This is a genomic window from Thermodesulfobacteriota bacterium (genome assembly GCA_040756475.1).
Classification (GTDB): Bacteria; Desulfobacterota; Deferrisomatia; order Deferrisomatales; family JACRMM01; genus JBFLZB01.
In genome coordinates, this window is the sequence record JBFLZB010000034.1 from 1 (window position 1) to 16,673 (window position 16,673).

Below are 16,673 nucleotides of genomic sequence, written 5' to 3' on the forward strand. Positions count from 1 at the left end.
CCCGCCAGGGCGTAGGCGAAGAGCCCGGCGACGGGGGCGAGCACAAACGGCAGAGGATGACGGTGGACGAGGGACATGGCGGATAACCTCAAGCTCGGCATTCGCATCGGCGTAGACGCCAAAGACGCCGAAAGCAATGTAACGCGCTTCGAGCGGGAGTTCCAGCGGGTGCTGGAGGGCCTGGGGAAGACCGCGCCCGAGATCGCCGCCTTTCGCGAGCTCGAGCTGGCTTCCGCGGCGGGCCAGAAGAGCCTGGAGGGGGTGGACGCCCAGACGCTTCGGCTGATTGGCACGTTTCGGGAGATGCGGGAGGTGGCCCGGGCGCAAGACATGTTGCAGATCGTGCCCCACCAGGAGATTCGGGGGCGCATCGACCAGGTGAACCAGGCGTTCGCGACCCTCAAGGCCTCGGGCACCCTCACGCAGAAAGAGCTAGCGCAGGCGGCGCTCAAGGCCAACCAGCAGATCACGCAACTCCAGGGCTCGACCAACGGCTGGTCGGACGCACTGCTCCAGGCCAAGACGAGCCTGGCGGGCGTGGTTGGGGCTGGGGCCGGGCTGGGGTATGTGGTGAAGCAGGCCATGGACTTCGAAAGCGCCATGGCCGACGTGCGCAAGGTGGTAGACGCCTCGCCGGAGCAGTTTGCGGCGCTGACGCGCGAGATCCAGGACCTGACGAAGGAGCTGCCGCTCTCGGCCAAGGAGCTCGCGGCCATCGCCGCGGCGGGCGGGCAGCTCGGGGTGACCGCCGAGGACCTGGGCGAGTTCACCCGCCTGGCGGCGCAGATGGCCACGGCGTTCAACATGAGCGCCGAGCAGGCCGGGCAGGCCATCGCCAAGCTGGCGAACGTGTACGGGCTGCCCATCGCCAAGGTGCGGGAGCTCGGCGACGCGATCAACACGCTCGGGAACAACACGGCGGCGACCGAGGCCGGGATCATCGAGACGATGACCCGCATCGGCGGCACGGCGGAGCAGTTTGGCCTGGCCACGGAGCAGGCCGCGGCGCTCTCGGCGGCCTTCATCAGCCTGGGCAAGGCGCCCGAGGTGGCCGCCCGCAGCATCAACGCGCTGCTCGCCAAGCTCCAGACGGCGCGGGTGGGGACCGACCAGTTCAAGGGGGGGCTCGAGGCGCTGGGCCTTTCGGCCGACGCCCTGGCGGACCGCATCGCCGCCGATCCACAGAAGGCCCTGAGCGAGTTTCTCCACACCCTGGAAGCCCTGGACAAGCAAAGCCGCGCCGAGATCCTCACCCAACTGTTCGGCGAGGGCTATCAGGATGACATCGCCGTGGTGGTGGGGGCGCTGGGGCAGTACGACAAGGCCTTGGGGCTGGTAGCCGACAAGACGAAGACCGCCGGTGCGATGCAAAACGAGTTCGCGACCCGGATGGAGACGACCGCGGCGCAGCTCGACCTGCTCAAGAACGCGGTGGACCGTATCGCCACCAACCTGGGCACCGTGCTCCTGCCGGCGGTAAAGGGGGTGGTGGACGGGGCGACCGCGGGCGCCGACGCGCTGGCGAGCTTTGCCGAGACCTTCCCGGTGATCAGCCAGCTCGCCGGGCTACTGGTAACGCTGGCCACGACGGCGGGCGGGCTGAAGGTGGCCTTTCTCGCGGCGAAGGTCGCCGGGCTCGATATGGCCGAGGGGGTGGGGGAGCGGCTGAAGGCGATGAACCAACCCATCCGTGACGCAGCCCGCGAGCTGGGGGGGCTGCGCACGGCGATGAGCGTGGTGTCGGCCTTCGCGGTGGGGTGGGAGATCGGCACTTGGCTTTCGAGCAAGTTCGAGGTGGTGAGAAAGGCCGGCGTGCTGATGGCCTGGGCGGTGACCAAGGCCTTCGAGGACGTGCGCTATGCCTGGGAGCTGACCAAGGCCACCTTGAGCGACGACACCTGGGAGGAAGCCACCCGGCGGCACACAGAGCGCACGGCCGAGATCAAGGCCGGGTACGAGGACCTTTGGGAGCAGGCCGGCAAGGGAGCCGCCGAGACGGCCAAGGCCACGCAGAAGGCGGGGGACGCGGCAAAGGACGCCGGGAAGAAGGTAGGAGACGCAGGCAAGCAGGGCAAGGCGGGACTGAAGGAGGCCAAGGAGGAGGCGAAGGAACTACAGCAGGCGCTGGGGGCCTTGAGCGCCGACGCCTTCAAGGCGCTGACGGGGGTCTCCCGCCAGGCCCGCGACGCTGCCGGCTCGTTTGCCGACACGGTGCAGACCGTGGGGGCGCTCGGCAAAGAGGGTGAGAGGGTCGCGAAGATCTTTGCCGGCGAGTGGGCCGCTGCCCTCAAGAAGGCCACGGACCCGGCGGACGTGGAGCACCTGACCGACACGCTGCGCATGCTCTGGGAGAACGGCGACCTGGGCGCGAGGCAGTATGCGCAGGGGCTGGAACTCGCCAAGCAGAGGATGGAGGAGCTCACCGGGGCCACCGTCGCGGGAGGCAACGCGCTGACGGCCTACTGGGCGTCCGTGTCGGAAGCCGCCAAGAAGGCCCACGCGGCGCAGGTGGAGCACGCCAAGAAGATCAACGCGGCCGCGGCGCTGGGCGCGGAAAAGACCCGCGAGGCCGGGGGGGCGTGGGAGGACCTGCAGAAGAAGGGCACGGCGGCCTGGGAAGCGCTGCAAGGCGGGGCGCGCGCGGCCGGGCAGGCCGGCGAGCAGGCCGCGGGGCAGGCCGCCAAGGGCCTGGGCGTGATCAGCGCCGAGGCTGCGGCCGCTCGGGCCAGCGTGGCCGCCCTGGGCGAAGAGGCCGAGGCCGCGTACCTGGCGGTGCTGCGCATGGGCGGGCGGCAGGTGGTGTCGCTGGCGGAGCTGAAGAGCGCCGCGGCCGGCATCACCTACGAGTACGCCCGCCAGGCGGCGGCGGTAGACGCGCTGACGGCGCGGCTCTCGGGGGCCGAGGGGGCCACCCGGGCGAACGTGGCGGCGGCCGAGGACGCCCTGGAGAGTTACCAGCTCTTGGGCGACGAGCGCCTGGGCGGGCTGCGCGACGCCCTTTCCGACGCCCGGCGCCGTGCGCTCGAGCTGCGCGACGCGGCGGCCGACACCGTGGCCACCCTGCAAGACGAGCTCGATCAGCTCAACCGCAACACCGCGGCCATCGAGAAGCGCCGGTACGCGGCCCAGGTGGCGGATCTGGAAGACAAGCGCCGGCAGGCCCAGGCCGCGAAAGACGCCCAGGCGGTGGCCGATCTCAACCAGGCGCTGCGGCTCGCCAAGCAGATTCACGACCAGAAGATGGGCGCGATCGCGGCCGAGGCCGCGGCCGAGAAGCAGCGGGCGGCCGACGAGACGAAGGCCCGCCGAGAGAGCCGCGAGGAAGAGCTGCGCCAGCGCGAGGGCCTGGCCGCCCCCCGGGCCTCGGAGCTGGCCCGCGAAGACGCCAGCCGCACCCGCACGGGCGAATTCGCCCCGGCCCGCACGGTGCGGGTGGAGTTTGGGGCGGGCGGGCCGGCGGGAGAGTTCGCCGAGGCGGATCTGGATCGGATGCTGCGGATGTTTGAGGAACTGGGGGCGAGGACGGTATGACGCGCACGATTGACGAAGGAGACGCCCCATGATCCAGGACGACTGGACGATCGACTACGATCTCAAAACCCTCACCCACACCTCTGGAGCCACGATCTACACGGTGCGGGAACTGTACTCGTGGCTCATGGACGAGTTCGACGAGCTGGGGCAGCTCGACGATCAGGTGCCCATGAGCGCGCAGACGCCCACCGAGTTCAGCCTCATCAACGGTTGGGAGATCCCCGCGGGCTCCTACGAGTACCTCAAGGGCGGCGCGGTGGCCGACACCACCAACGACGACCTGTGGGCGAACATCTACACCCTGGGCACGATCGTGGCGGGCACGCCGATCTACGTGGTGCAAAACGGCGTGAAGCTCACCAAGTATTGGGCCGACGGGCACATCGACCTGCTTGTGCGCGTCAAGCAGGGCGGGGTGGAGATCGACGGGGCCGAGGTGACGGTGTTTGCCCGGGCGCTGGGAAACTCCTACGACCACTTCGGCATCGACCTCACGGCCGGCGGGCGTAACGCCGTGCCGCTGGCGACCGCGGTGGATCTCAACAACCAGACGCTCGAGGCCACGATTGCCGGCTACAACGACATCACCATCACCTTCGGGGCGGTCTCGAAGGACCTCAACAACGGGGCGGGCGCCAAGCCCTACGATGTCGTGATCGACTGCGCCACGCGCACCCTGGCCCAGGTCTACGAGTATTTGAAGTACGTCACGCGCCACACCTCGGTGCTCGTGCTCGACGGGGTGAACGGCGAGCAGTACATCTCGTGTGATCCGGCCTACAGCCCCGTGAAGACCGCCCCCTTCGGGACCTTCGCGGGCGGCAAGTTCTTCGGCGCCCGGGGCGTGTGGCTGGAAAACTACGACGCCGGGGACGCGAAGAACTTCCAGCTCCTCGACGCCAACGGCGCGACCCAGGCGCCCCCCAACGTGGTAGCGGTCAAGGTGACGAACGTGGTCTCCGGCGACCGGGTGGCGGTGTTTCGGCTCACGGCCCCGGCCGGGGAGATCGCCAAGAGCGAGTACGCGGCGGCGGCGGGCAACCTCCTGGGCAACGGCACCCTCGTGGTGAAGACGGCGATCTCGTCCGACACCCCGGCGGCGGGGGTGGTGCGCATCGGCGACGACCGCTACCCCTATGCGTCGTGGAGCGGGTCCACCTTCACGCTCGACGCGGTGACCCTGGCCCAGAACTACGCCGAGGACACGCAGGTCTACGTGCCCCTGATCGACGCGCAGGCCACGTCGTCCATTGCCCAGACCACGCTCATCTACGCGGCCGACATCCCGGTGCTCGTGCGGGTGCGCAAAAAGGGCATCCTCCCCTTCGAGGTGGAGGGCGCTGTCGTCTCGACGGGCCTCACGGTGGCAGCGATTCGCACCGTGGACGGCATCGTGCAGTAGGCCATGGCGGTCAAGGTCCTGATCGAGAGCGCGACGCTCTCCATATCGGCCGGGTCCTGGCGGCGGGCCGAAGCCGCGCATTTCGGGCTGACGCACGCCACCGCCTCGGCGGACCTGCGCAACACCACGGTCGTCTTGCCGGTGACGTTTGCCAACGCCTGCAACGCCACCGGCATCTTCGTGATCTTCCGGCAGAGCACCTATCTCTACGTGACGGTCAATCTCCAGGAGAACGTGGCTGGCACCTGGACGGACCGGGCGACGGCCGTGATCGACAAGTCGGCCGAGTCCAAAAGCTATTTGCATGGCGAATATATCGCTCACGCGCCCTACGCCGTGGACACCGCGGCCAACAAGTGGCGCTACACCTTCTTCGGCTCCACGGTCGCGTATTACCAATACCTCGTGGGTTCAGCCGCCGCCACGCCCTTCTACGCGGTGACCGGGGATGCCGATACGGCCAAGCCCGCCACCGATGACGTGATCGTGCTCGCCAACGATGTCACCCTGACCGTGGACGAGAGCCTCTCGCTGGGAGCCGAGCAGTCCAACGCCATGATCCAGGGAGACCTGTCGGTCTTCCAGGTGGTCGCCCAGCCCGCGGCAGCGATCACGCTCGAGGCCGACGGCTGGTTTCCGATGCTGACCCGGCAGAGCTTCCTGGTCGGCAGCGCCGGCAGCCCGATGACGGCCCAATATCCGTTCACGCTGTCTGCCAAGATGGCGACGGCCGTCTTCCGGTGCCACGGCATCTCTGGTTTACCAGAAGTCGAAAACACCATCGCCTTGTATGGCGAGCAGGACGCCTATCTCAACGCGCGGGTCGCCGCCACGGCCAACGCGGGGCAGCCCAACGTCGTCACCACGGCGGATCGGTCGTCTCATTGGTCTGCCGGAGACACGCTAAAGATCGTGGGAGCAGACCAAATAGGAATAGACACAGCGACTTACACCATTTCTTCTATATCGGGAACGACCATCACCCTCACGGACAACCTGTCGGCCAAGATTTTGAAGGGCGGCTCTATCGTCAACCTGAGCCGCAGCGACACGCTCGGCATCCGGATGGTTGCTCCGACCAAGATCGACCTGTATTCGTCCCCCTCCGGTGTCCAGTTCGCCCGGGTGGCGACCGTCAAAATGGTCGGGGTATCGCTCGAGAACGTCATGTTTACCGCAGCCTTGGACACCGCCGCCGGCGGCCGGCACGAATACAAGAGTATTCTGTGTCAGGTCACGGGCACCCTGTCGGGGGCGTGGAGCAACCCCTACGGCGCACAGGGGCACACCTACGAAGATATCCACCTGGTGGGAACCTCCCAAGCAGGCGGGTTTCCGAAGATCGAGGGCACTGGACTGCGCTTCAAGAACATCACGGTGAGTGGAAATGGGACCCAAAACGGCGGCTTTTTTGGAAACGGCTTCACGATTGACGGGTTCGTGTTCGGGCCGGCATACGACGGCACCGTGACGCTCGCCTGTCAGGTGTTCGGCTCCGGACATGCGATCACAGACCTGGTGGCAATCGGGTCGCAGGGCACCGCCCTCGGGTGTCAGGCTTCGACATTCACGAGATGCTCTTTCCAGAAATCGAAAGGTTTCGGCGTCATACTTCAAGGCGGGGTGGGGAATTCTATTCTCAGCTCCGACATTGGCGGGCTTTCGGCCAACGCGACGGCCGATATCAGCTTTGGCGCCAATACCTTTAGCCAGACCCACATCCAAAATACCGCTATCGCGACCATCGCCAGCACCTATCCCGAAGTGGTGGACGGGAGCTGGCTGCGCGTCTCGACGTTCAACCGGACCGCCAACGACCACCGGGGCTGGCGGAAAAACGGCATCTTCTTCTCGGATGCCAACCGGCTGGTCATGCGCCACACCGGGAGCGCCCCGCTGACCACCCAGTTTCTGATCGGCACCAACGATGTGACCGACCTGTCCGTGGCGGTGCTCCTGCACTGCCAGATGGCCGCCGCCTACTACGCCGGCACGCACGTGCTGCCGAAGATGACGGTGGACTACGACGCCGGCACGCTCGTCACCCAGTCGGCGAGCGCGTCCACCGCGCGCCAGCGGCTGGCGGCCGTGTTTTCCCCGACCGCCTCGTACAACACCGTGGGCGTCGCCCTCGCCACCGAAACGGATGCCACGGGGGCGGATGCGGACGTGTATTGGGACACGCTGACCCTGCGTGCCCGGCGCTACGGCAAGGTCTTTTCGGAGACCGTGAAGTACATCACGGAGATGAACGCCGAGATCATCGCCGAGATTCCCACGCCGGCCGACGACCCCTTCATCACCGAGGCCAACGCGGCCACGGTGGCCGCCTACACCGGCATCGCCATCGACCACGGGGTCGGGAAGATCACGGTCACGCAGAACCACTCCATCCAAGAACTGTACGACTTCGTGAAGCACCACCTCACGCTCGAAGCCAACATGGACGAGGCGGATGTCTTCACCACCATCGACGGGACGACCTACGCCTGCGCCTACGACCTCACGGTGGACGGATGCACGCTGGCGGGCACGGGCAAGCGGCTCGACCTGGGGGCGAAGACGTTCACGGCGGCCAACGGGGGCGCGACCTCGGCCACGGTGACCGACGTGAGCGGCACGCTCGTGGCGCTCACGCTCACCAACGTGGTGGTGGGCTCGCGGTGCCGGATCGAGAAGGTCTCCGACGGCACGGCGCTCCTCTCTGCGGTCGCCACGGGCACGACGGTGGCGGCGAACTACACCCACACGGCCGACGTGGCGGTGCGGGTGCGGGTGCGGCACGCGAGCGCGACCCCGAAGTACCTGCCCTGGGAGTCGCCTGCGACGGTGACCGCCAACGGGCTCACGCTGATCGTGTCCCAGGTCGAGGACCCCATCGCCGAGGCGGCCTAGATGGCGCTCGTCTTCGACTTCGACAACGCCCTCATCGAGGTGACCGAGCCGCAAACCGCGGTGGCGGTGCAAGACCTCATCCACGCGATCCGAGACGCGGAGGAAAGCGATGCCGGAATCGTCTGGCCCCAGATCGCCCGCGCGAGCGGCAAGGAAAGCCTCGGGGGCGATGTCTCCGTCGGCATCACCGTCGAGCTACTGGGGGACTGGCAGCTCCATTTCTGGGAGGGGAACTACATCGCCAAGGTCGCCGGAGGAAACCTCGTCGGAGGCCCCGCAGGAGACCCCATCGCCTACTCCGCGGGGGTCCAGGTCCTCTTGATCCAGTCGGCGGCCTCCACGGTGGTGGCGGTGGGCTCGGGGGTGACCGAGGGCGACAAGACCGAGATCGTCGCGCGGGTGTGGGAGCACGCCTCTGCGGTGTCGCTGGCGGCGCGGGTGCTGGCCCTGTGGCGGGAGTTCTGGGCCAAGAAGACGCTGCACAAGGACTCGGACACCCAGTACACCGAGGTGCTCCACGATGAGGGCGGCACCCCGATTCGCACGCGCACGCTCACGCGCAGCGGGGATACGGAGACGCGGCAGTGAACGTCGGCATGCTGACCGGCGGCACCTTCGGGGCGTTCCAGGGGCAAAGCGTGCAGGCGCTCGCACTGGGCCTGGGGCTGTGGGCGGGCGGCGCGCCTTTGCCTCAGCCGCGGTGGCGCAGCGTGCGGGTGCGGCTCGAGGTGGCGGCCCCCCGGGGTGAGATCGAGAGGACCTTGCCGTGGAGATCGCGCTAGCGCTGGCGGCGGGGGCCCCCGGGGCGCAGGTGGCGCCCGGCGCCGCGCGCGCGCAGCTCGCGGCGGGCGAGCCGGCCGCCGCGGTGGCGGCTGCGGTGCCCTCGGCGGCGATAGAGGAGGAGGCGGATGAGTGACCCGGTCTACAACGAGCGCCAAAGCCTGCGGCTGCGGGCCACCTTCACCAACGCCGACGGGCAGCCCGTGACGCCCGATGCGGTGACCTACCGGGTCGACAACGCCGACACGGGGGAGCCGGTGGTGGCCGAAACGCCGGTGGCCGAGCCCGCGACGGTGGTCGACGTGGTGATCACGCGCGAGCAAAACGCGCTGCAAGATGCCGCGGCGCCGCGGGAGCGGCGGGTGGTGACCCTCGACTTCAGCTACGACGCGGGCGCCCAAGGGGCGCCGATCGAGTACCGCTACACGCTGCGCAACCTGCGGTTCGTGTCCTGATGCCCGCCTCGCTGGTGCTGCTGCTCACAGGGGGGCTGCTCAACCAAGACCCCGCGCTCTCGCTGGGGGGGACGCGCAGCCTCTTTACCCCCCAGGGAGACCTCTTCGACGAGGTGAGCCCCGACGAGTGCCGGGTGGGCGACGTGGAGCACCGGGCGCTGGACCTGGTCAACGCGGGCAACCAGACGGCCCGCCAGGTGGTGCTGTGGGCCGAGGGGCCCAACCCGCCGGAGCTGGGGCTGGGCCTCCTCGAGGACCGAAGAAAGGCGCTGCGCCACGAGGGGGAGGAGCCCGAGCGGGTGGTCTTTGGGGTGTGGCCACAGGCGGCCCCCCTGGCGGTGCCCGAGACGCCGCCCCAGAAGGGGTTCCGGGTGTGGCTGCGGCGCACGGTGGCCCCGGGCTCGCCCCGGGTGGAGGCCGCGGCGGTGCTGCGGTGGAGGTACCTATAGATGCCACACGTGTTGGGCGGGGTGACGCTGCCGGCGGATCTCTTGTGGGTCGACGAGTTCGCCTGGACGCCGGTGGAGCAGGCCCGGGAGTACACGCTCGACGGCTCGCTGATTCTCGAAGAGGCGGTGATGCAGGCGGGCCGGCCGATCACGCTGGCCTCGGGCCCCGACCGGGCGTGGGTGACCCGCACCACGGTGGCGGCGCTCTACGCCCTGGCCCAGGCGCCGGCGGCGCTGGCGCTGACGCTGCACGACGGCCGGGCGTTCTCTGTGGTGTTTCGCCACGCCGAGCGCGCCCTCGAGGCCGAGCCGGTGGTGCCCGAGGTGCCTTCGAACGACCTTCAGTATCGCGTTACGGTGCGGTTGACGGCGGTGTAACGGCGTTCCCGGTGTCGGCCGTCTGCGGCGGCTGTTCCCGGTTCCCGGTTGACGAGCGAGAGAGACGATGATCACGGACCAGGATCTGAAGCTCCTGCAGAGCGAGCGCCTCACGGACTACGAGGACGGCGGGGGGCGGCTCACGGGCAACGAGGTGGTGGACGGGGAGGTGAACAACCTCTTCCCCGACATCTCGGAGCTGGACCGGGTGTACGGGCGGGTGAGCCTGCGCAAGGGCTTCCTCGCGGTACTTACCGACACGGTGGACACGCTCTACGGCACCCACGCGGCCATCACCGACCCGCCCGACGACGGCAGCGTGAACGTGACGATGTTTACCCGCCGCTCCTGGACGGACGAGCGAAACGCGGCCAAGGACCGGATCGAGAGCTACGTGATCTCGGGCCCGGAATCGCGCTTCGTGCTCTACGGCGACCACCTGGAGGGGCAGCGGGCGCTGCGGGTGTACTGCGACACCGACGTGCCCAGCCCCGAGGTGGGCGAGGTGTACCGGCTCTCGATCGAGAAGACCGGGTACACGCCCGAGGAGCAGTTCGTGCGGGTGCAGGCGCTGGTGGACCGCAGCACGCAGACCTTTTCGGAGATGATCGGGTCGAGCCTGGTGACGTTCTCGAAGGACGTGGTGATCTTCGAGACCTCGGCGGCGCTGCGCACCGACTTTCCCGGGGGGGTGCCCACCAAGCTGTCGAAGCACACGAGCCCCACCCTGGTGCGCACCACCCAGGTGGCCGACGCGGCGCGCTACTTCGGGGTGCGGCCACTGGTGGACGCGGCGCAGACCGGAGACCTGCTGGTGCAGGTGGGCTCGGCCTACGCGCCCCTGGTGCCCAGCACCCAGAGCGAGACGCCGGTGGTGGACGTGCCGGCGGGTATGGGCAAGGTCTCGCTGGTGCCCTCGGGCTCGGCCGGGGCGCTGACGTGGTCGGGCGCGCTGACGGGGGCGCTGGCGGGCACGCTCTACGCGGCGGCGCGCTACCTGGGCATGGGGTGCGCGAAGGGCTCGGTGAGCGTGACGGTGGGCTCGGTGACGCTGACCGACGACGGCTCGGGGGCGCTGCACCCCCCGGCGGGCGACGCCTCGGGCTACGCGGGCACGGTGGACTACGCCACGGGCCTGGTCACGGTGACCCGTACGAGCTCGTGGACGGCCACGGTGACGATCTCCGCCCGGCCGGCGGCGCGCACCAGCGACGTGGCCCACACCTACGAGATCGCCATCAGCCTGGGCAACCGCGGCTTCAACTACGTGCCCACCCTGCGGCCGATCCCCAGCCCGGGCAGCCTCACGGTGGACTACCGGGCGCTCGGGAAGTGGATTCGGCTCACGGACAACGGGCGCGGCCAGCTCTCGGGGCGCACGGGGGAGGGCACGGGGACGATCGACTACGCCACGGGCTCGGTGATCGTAACGCTGGGGGCGCTGCCCGACGTGGGCAGCTCGATCGTGTTCTCGTGGGGCACGCCGGTGCACTACGAGATCCGCGCGGGCGACGTTGCGATCGCGCCCGGGGCCATTGCCTACACGGTGGCGAACCCGGGCATCAAGCCCTCGACGCTCTCCGTGACGTGGCTGCAAGGGGGCGTGCAGAAGACCGCCACGGACAACGGCACGGGCGGGTTCACGGGCGACGCCTCGGCGGGCACGGTGGACTATGTGACGGGCGAGATTCGGGTGCGGCCGGCCACGGCGCCCGACCCCAACAGCGCGATTGTCGTCAACTACGACCAGTGGCAGACCCACACCGACACGGTGACGGCCACGCTCAACACCCGCACGTTCACCATGACGATCGGGGGGGCGAACCTGCCTTTGCGGCCGGGCACGGTGGTGCTGGAGTCGCCGCTGGCGGCGATGCTGAGCTACCCGCTGTACCGCGCCAACCCCTTGCGGTGCGTGGACGACGGCGCGGGCAACCTGACGGGCCCCGACATCACGGCCGGCGCGGTGGATTACGTCACCGGCGAGGTGACCCTGACCGTGGCGGCGAAGTCGACGCAGCACCGCTACTGGGCCACCTCGTGGGGCTGGGGCTACGAGACCGGGGTGGTGCTTGCCCTCTCGCAGGACCGGCGCACCTGGCACTGGAAGGCACAGGAAGACGCCGTCGGTTTTACCGCCCGCAGCGAGAGCACCACCCACGACGGGGTCACGTTCGACGTGACGCCGCTCGTGGTGGACCAGGTGGTGCCGGGCAGCCTGCGGTTTGCCTGGGCGGGGCAGACCTATGTGGACCGGGAGGGGGCGGTGTACCGCGCGGTGGACCCGGCCACCAACGCCGGCACCCTGGCGGGCACGGTGAATTACGACACGGGGGTGGTGAAGCTGACCGACTACGTGGCCGGCGCCAACACCCTGGCGGTGAGCTCGCTCTTGACCGCGTTCGGCGCGTGGGACGCCTGGGAGGTGTTCTTTCGCACCCCGGGCGCGCCGCTCAAGCCCGCGAGCTTTAGCCTGCGGGCCGTGCGCACCGACACGGGGGAGACGATTACGGCCACGGCCGACGTGAACGGCACGCTGGCGGCGGCGCAGATTGCCGGCACGGTGGACCAGGAGACTGGGGTGGTGCGGGTGCGCTTCGGCGCGCTGGTGGCCGACGCGGGGCTCACCGCCGAGGAAAAGGCGCAGGACTGGTACGACCCGGCCGACGTGGTGGAGGGGATGATCTGGCGGCCCCTGCGGGTGATCCCCTCGAGCATCCAGTTCAACGCGGTGATTTACTCGTTCGTGCCGATCGACGCGTCGATTCTGGGCATCGACCCGGTGCGCCTGCCGCAAGACGGCCGGGTGCCCATCTACCGCAGCGGCGACGTGCTTCTGGTGCACCACACGACCACCACCGAGGTGGCCACCCCCACGGCCGGCGCCACGGTGAACCTGCGCGCCCGCATTAGCTTCGCCAAGGTGCGCGACGCCGCCGGCGCCCCGGTGCCAAGCGACCGCTACACCACCGACCTGGTGGCGGGCACGCTCACCTGGGCCGACCCGCTGGATCTCACGGGGTTCACGCTGCCCCTCACCATCACGCACCGCATCGAAGACCTGCTCTTGTGCAGCGACGTGCAGATCACCGGCGAGCTCGCCACGGTGGCGGCGCTCACCCACGACTACCCGGCCGACGCAAGCTACGCGAGCTCGTGCCTGCTGATCGGCGATTTGCAGGCGCGGGTCGAGAAGTTCCACGACCTCCAGACGTTCACCTCGTGGAGCGACACGCCCACGGGCAGCGAGGCCGCGGCCAACTTCAACACGGTGCTCTACCCGGTAGAGGTGACCAACCGGGGGGCGGTGGAAGAGCGCTGGCGCATCACGTTTGCCGACGCGGCCACGGTGAACGTGATCGGCGAGGTGTACGGGCAGATCGCGACCGGGGTCTCGATTCTCAACGACGTGGCCCCCCTGAACCCCCAGACGGGGGTGCCCTACTTCCGGTTGAGGAAAGAGGACTGGGGCGGGGGCTGGAGCACGGGCAATACGGTGCGGTTCAACACGCGCGGGGCCAACTATCCGATCTGGTTTTGCCGCACCACGCTACAGGGCCCGGTGGAGGCCCCGGACGACCACTTCAAGGTTCAGATTCGCGGCGACGCGGACTAGGAGGGCGGTGGCATCATGGGCGTGAAAACGTACTACGACTCGGACGCCGGCGCGCCGGTGCTCACGGGCAATGCCGCGGGCGAGCTCTTGAACCTGCTCACCAAGTGCCTGGTGGAGGGCTACGGGGCGAAGACCTCCCTGGGCTGGCAGATGCTGGGCCCCACGGCCCACAAGGCCGCCTACCGCGCGACCGCGCCTGGGGCCAGCGGGTGCTGGCTGCACGTGAACGACGCGGGGCCGGGAGCGCACGGTTACCGCGAAGCCCGGGCCCGGGGCTACCGCGAGATTGCGAGCCTCGACGGCGCGGGCGAGCCCGTGAGCGCCACGACCCCCTTCCCCACCACGGCGCAGCTCTCCGCGGGGGTGATCTGGCGGCGCAGCAACACGGCCGACGCCACGGCGCGCCGCTGGGCACTGTATGGGGACGAGCGGTTCTTTCAGTTGTGGGTGGATTCGGGGTACGGGGATAACCACTACGACGGTCTGCTGTTCGGCGACGTGGCGGAGCAAGGTCCGGTGGCTGTGACGTTGATTGCCGGGCGGCACCTGGAAGCGGCCACGGGCCTGGTGACGACGGCAAGCCAGGTGGGCGCCATTCGCGGCGCCACTCCTGGCACGCAGAACGGGCACTATGCGAGCACGGCCGCCGGGGAGAGCGTGACAGCTGGGAAGCTGGGAAATACGCTCTACACCCCGGCGACGGGTGCGGCGGTGATCGGGTTTCAAGGGCTGACGTTTCCGAACCCCCATGATTTGCGGGCGTTCCTGGCGCCGATCGAGCTCTATGGCGACTCGGCGGGGGTGTACGGGGCGGTGCCGGGTCTGTACCAGCCCTATCATGCGCGGCCTCTGGTTGACCGCACCCCGGTGGAGGTGATCGAAGGGCCGCTTGCCGGGCGCACTCTCGTGACGCAGGCCGTTGCGGGGAATACGAGCTCTGCCGAGACAAACACGGGGCGGGCTTGGATCGACGTAACGGGGCCCTGGAGGTAAGCCGGTGGCCGAGTACGCGGTGGTGGTGCGGGGGCCGATTCGTGTGCCGAGCCCGTTTTTGCGCCTGGGGATGACCCGGGGGCTCAAGGTGCCGCGCTCGGGCCCGGGGTATGTGGCGGGCACGGTGACGGTAGAGGGGGTTCCCGCGAGCCGGCCGGTGCGGCTCTACGACCGCGCCTCGGGCGAGCTGGTGGCCGAAACGCGCTCTGCGGCCGGCGATGGGAGCTACCGCTTCAACGGGGTGGCGGTGGGCCGCGAGTACCTGGTGATGGCCTACGACGACACGAACATTCACAACGCCGCGCCGGCCGACCGCATCGAGGCCGTGCTGGCCGAAGGGGAGTAGGGTGTGGCCTATGAGCCGGCCCACGGCGGCGCCGCGAATCTGGCCCTACAGGGCGCCTACGTGCCGCCCCCGGGCGGCAGTGTGCCGCTCGACCTGGGGGGGCTGGCACCGCCGCCGGGCGTGTTTCGCGCCCGCCGGGTGCTCTGGGTCGGCGCGGGGTGGCAGGCGGCGGCCGTGGCGACCCGGGCAGAGCCCGCGGCCCGGTGGACGGACCCGCCCGGGCATGCTCCGGAGCGCGCTCTGGGCTGGGGCGACGGCACCGAGGTTCGGGCCGAGCCCGGGAGCCTCTGGCGCGACGCCCCCCGGTGCCGCGAGGAAACGCGCCTGCCCTGGGCCGACACGGACGCGAAGCTGGCCGCCGAGCACGCCGGCCCCTGGCGCGACCCGCCCCGCCGGCGCGAAGAGAGGCGCCTGCCCTGGGCCGACACGGACGCGAAGCTGGCCTTCGAGCTGGCGGCGGCCCACCACGACCCGCCCCGGCGCAGAGACGAGCGGCGGCTCCCCTGGGGCGGGTACCGCTCGGTGCCCCGCGAGTGGGCGGCCTGGTACCGCTACCCCGCGAGGCACCGGCCCGAGTGGCGCATCCCCTGGAATCAGTTTCGCCTGGTGCGCTGGGAAGAGCGGTGGTGGAAAGAGGGCGAGCACGCCCTGGCGTGGCTCGAAGCCGGCGCGCCCGAGCCCGTGTGGATACCGCCCTCGGGAGACGCTGTGCTGCTCCCGCTCATCTGCCCGCTTCTGGATTGGCCGGGCTATGCGGTATGGCTCTTCCTGCGAGAACGCCCCTGCGCGCCGAGCCATCGCCGCCGGGTATGGCGCCTCGTGAACCAGATATCGGTGGTGCGCCTGCCCGACCGGCACCCCGTGCCGGTACTGGGCTTGAGCCTCGCGGGCGACCTGGAGAGCTGGGCCTGGGGCGTGCGGCTCACCCTGCCAGACCGCGACGCCCTCGCGCTGGTGAGCCCCGTAGGCGGCGCGCCCGTGGAGATCGAGGCCACGGTGAACGGCTACACCTGGACCGCGCTCGTAGAGGGCTTCGAAGAGCGGCGCGGGTTCGGCAAGAGCGGGTTCGTGGTGGCCGGGCGCAGCCGCTCGGCCGTGCTGGCCGCCCCCTACGCCCCCGTGCGCAGCTTTCAACTCGGCGAGACCCGCACCGCGGTGCAGCTCGCCGAGGCGGAGCTGGCGCTCGTGGCGGGCGGCTGGACGCTCGACTGGGATACGGTGGACTGGCTCGTGCCCGCCGGGGCGTGGAGCTACCACGACCTCACCCCGTTGCAGGCCCTGGCCCGGGTGGCGGGCGCCGTGGGCGCCGGGGTGCAGAGCGACCGCGAGCTAAAGGCCGTGCGCGTGCTGCCGCGCTACCCCGTAAGCCCCTGGGCCTGGGCCGCCGCAGACCCCGACACCACCCTGCTCGATGCCCTGGTGCCTAGTTTGGCCTTGCGGTGGGAAGAGCGGCCGGGGTGGCAAGGCGTGTACGTGAGCGGCGAGGCGCAGGGGGCTCTCGTGCGGGTGCGGCGCACCGGAACAGACGGCATGCCGAATCATCCCTTGGTGGTGGACGCGCTGACCACCCACGTGGACGCAGGCCGCGAAAGAGGCCGCCAGGTGCTCGCCCGGGCAGGCAAGTGGGCCACCGTCACGGTAGAGCTGCCCATCCTGCCCATCCCCCAAGAGCCCGGCCTCCTCACCCCCGGACAGCTTGTGGAAGTGGCCGACGGCGTGGCCACCTGGAAGGCCCTGGTAGTGAGCTGCCGCGTCGAAGCCGGACGCCCCCGGGTACGCCAGACGGTAGACCTAGAACGCTACTACGGCCCATAAAGGCCCGAGA

At 69.7% G+C, this 16,673-nt stretch carries 13 protein-coding genes; all 13 read left to right on the forward strand.

Annotation, left to right across the window (positions count from 1 at the left end; genetic code table 11):
* Positions 1-75 precede the first annotated feature (75 nt).
* The 13 genes from AB1578_07020 to AB1578_07080 all read left to right on the forward strand — a co-directional run bounded on the left by AB1578_07020 (position 76) and on the right by AB1578_07080 (position 16,663).
* Positions 76-3,531: a phage tail tape measure protein gene (locus tag AB1578_07020; protein MEW6487650.1), complete on the forward strand. Its 3,456-nt coding sequence runs from the start codon at positions 76-78 to the stop codon at positions 3,529-3,531.
* 28 nt (positions 3,532-3,559) lie between these two features.
* On the forward strand, positions 3,560-4,936 hold the full coding sequence (locus tag AB1578_07025) for a hypothetical protein (GenBank protein ID MEW6487651.1): 1,377 nt from the start codon (positions 3,560-3,562) through the stop codon (positions 4,934-4,936).
* A gap of 3 nt (positions 4,937-4,939) precedes the next feature.
* On the forward strand, positions 4,940-7,831 hold the full coding sequence (locus tag AB1578_07030) for a hypothetical protein (protein MEW6487652.1): 2,892 nt from the start codon (positions 4,940-4,942) through the stop codon (positions 7,829-7,831).
* Complete coding sequence (locus tag AB1578_07035) at positions 7,832-8,419, forward strand: hypothetical protein (protein ID MEW6487653.1); 588 nt, start codon at positions 7,832-7,834, stop codon at positions 8,417-8,419.
* Positions 8,416-8,613 (forward strand): hypothetical protein, encoded by a 198-nt coding sequence (locus AB1578_07040; protein ID MEW6487654.1) that lies wholly within the window; start codon positions 8,416-8,418, stop codon positions 8,611-8,613. The genes AB1578_07035 and AB1578_07040 overlap by 4 nt, the downstream gene beginning before the upstream one ends.
* Positions 8,598-8,747, forward strand: coding sequence for a hypothetical protein (locus tag AB1578_07045; protein ID MEW6487655.1), 150 nt, complete (start codon positions 8,598-8,600; stop codon positions 8,745-8,747). Before AB1578_07040 ends, AB1578_07045 begins: the two co-directional genes overlap by 16 nt.
* A complete protein-coding gene (locus tag AB1578_07050; GenBank protein ID MEW6487656.1) occupies positions 8,740-9,066 on the forward strand; it encodes a hypothetical protein in 327 nt (108 codons plus the stop codon). The genes AB1578_07045 and AB1578_07050 overlap by 8 nt, the downstream gene beginning before the upstream one ends.
* Positions 9,066-9,515: a hypothetical protein gene (locus AB1578_07055; GenBank protein ID MEW6487657.1), complete on the forward strand. Its 450-nt coding sequence runs from the start codon at positions 9,066-9,068 to the stop codon at positions 9,513-9,515. Before AB1578_07050 ends, AB1578_07055 begins: the two co-directional genes overlap by 1 nt.
* Positions 9,516-9,893 carry a hypothetical protein gene (locus AB1578_07060; GenBank protein ID MEW6487658.1) on the forward strand — a complete coding sequence of 126 codons (378 nt, stop codon included), beginning with the start codon at positions 9,516-9,518 and terminating at the stop codon, positions 9,891-9,893.
* Between the two features lie 67 nt (positions 9,894-9,960).
* The gene (locus AB1578_07065) at positions 9,961-13,509 is read left to right on the forward strand and encodes a hypothetical protein (protein MEW6487659.1); all 3,549 of its coding nucleotides are present in this window, start codon (positions 9,961-9,963) and stop codon (positions 13,507-13,509) included.
* Positions 13,510-13,524: 15 nt separating this feature from the next.
* Entirely contained in the window at positions 13,525-14,502 is a 978-nt protein-coding gene (locus tag AB1578_07070) for a hypothetical protein (GenBank protein ID MEW6487660.1), read from the forward strand.
* 4 nt (positions 14,503-14,506) lie between these two features.
* Positions 14,507-14,848, forward strand: coding sequence for a hypothetical protein (locus AB1578_07075; GenBank protein MEW6487661.1), 342 nt, complete (start codon positions 14,507-14,509; stop codon positions 14,846-14,848).
* 3 nt (positions 14,849-14,851) lie between these two features.
* On the forward strand, positions 14,852-16,663 hold the full coding sequence (locus AB1578_07080; GenBank protein ID MEW6487662.1) for a hypothetical protein: 1,812 nt from the start codon (positions 14,852-14,854) through the stop codon (positions 16,661-16,663).
* Positions 16,664-16,673: the final 10 nt, after the last annotated feature.

Excerpts from the sequence above, each read along its gene's own strand:
- AB1578_07020 (MEW6487650.1), top strand. The coding sequence starts at position 76 with ATGGCGGATAACCTCAAGCTCGGCATTCGCATCGGCGTAGACGCCAAA.
- AB1578_07025 (MEW6487651.1), top strand. The coding sequence starts at position 3,560 with ATGATCCAGGACGACTGGACGATCGACTACGATCTCAAAACCCTCACC.
- AB1578_07030 (MEW6487652.1), top strand. The coding sequence starts at position 4,940 with ATGGCGGTCAAGGTCCTGATCGAGAGCGCGACGCTCTCCATATCGGCC.
- AB1578_07035 (MEW6487653.1), top strand. The coding sequence starts at position 7,832 with ATGGCGCTCGTCTTCGACTTCGACAACGCCCTCATCGAGGTGACCGAG.
- AB1578_07050 (MEW6487656.1), top strand. The coding sequence starts at position 8,740 with ATGAGTGACCCGGTCTACAACGAGCGCCAAAGCCTGCGGCTGCGGGCC.
- AB1578_07055 (MEW6487657.1), top strand. The coding sequence starts at position 9,066 with ATGCCCGCCTCGCTGGTGCTGCTGCTCACAGGGGGGCTGCTCAACCAA.
- AB1578_07060 (MEW6487658.1), top strand. The coding sequence starts at position 9,516 with ATGCCACACGTGTTGGGCGGGGTGACGCTGCCGGCGGATCTCTTGTGG.
- AB1578_07065 (MEW6487659.1), top strand. The coding sequence starts at position 9,961 with ATGATCACGGACCAGGATCTGAAGCTCCTGCAGAGCGAGCGCCTCACG.
- AB1578_07070 (MEW6487660.1), top strand. The coding sequence starts at position 13,525 with ATGGGCGTGAAAACGTACTACGACTCGGACGCCGGCGCGCCGGTGCTC.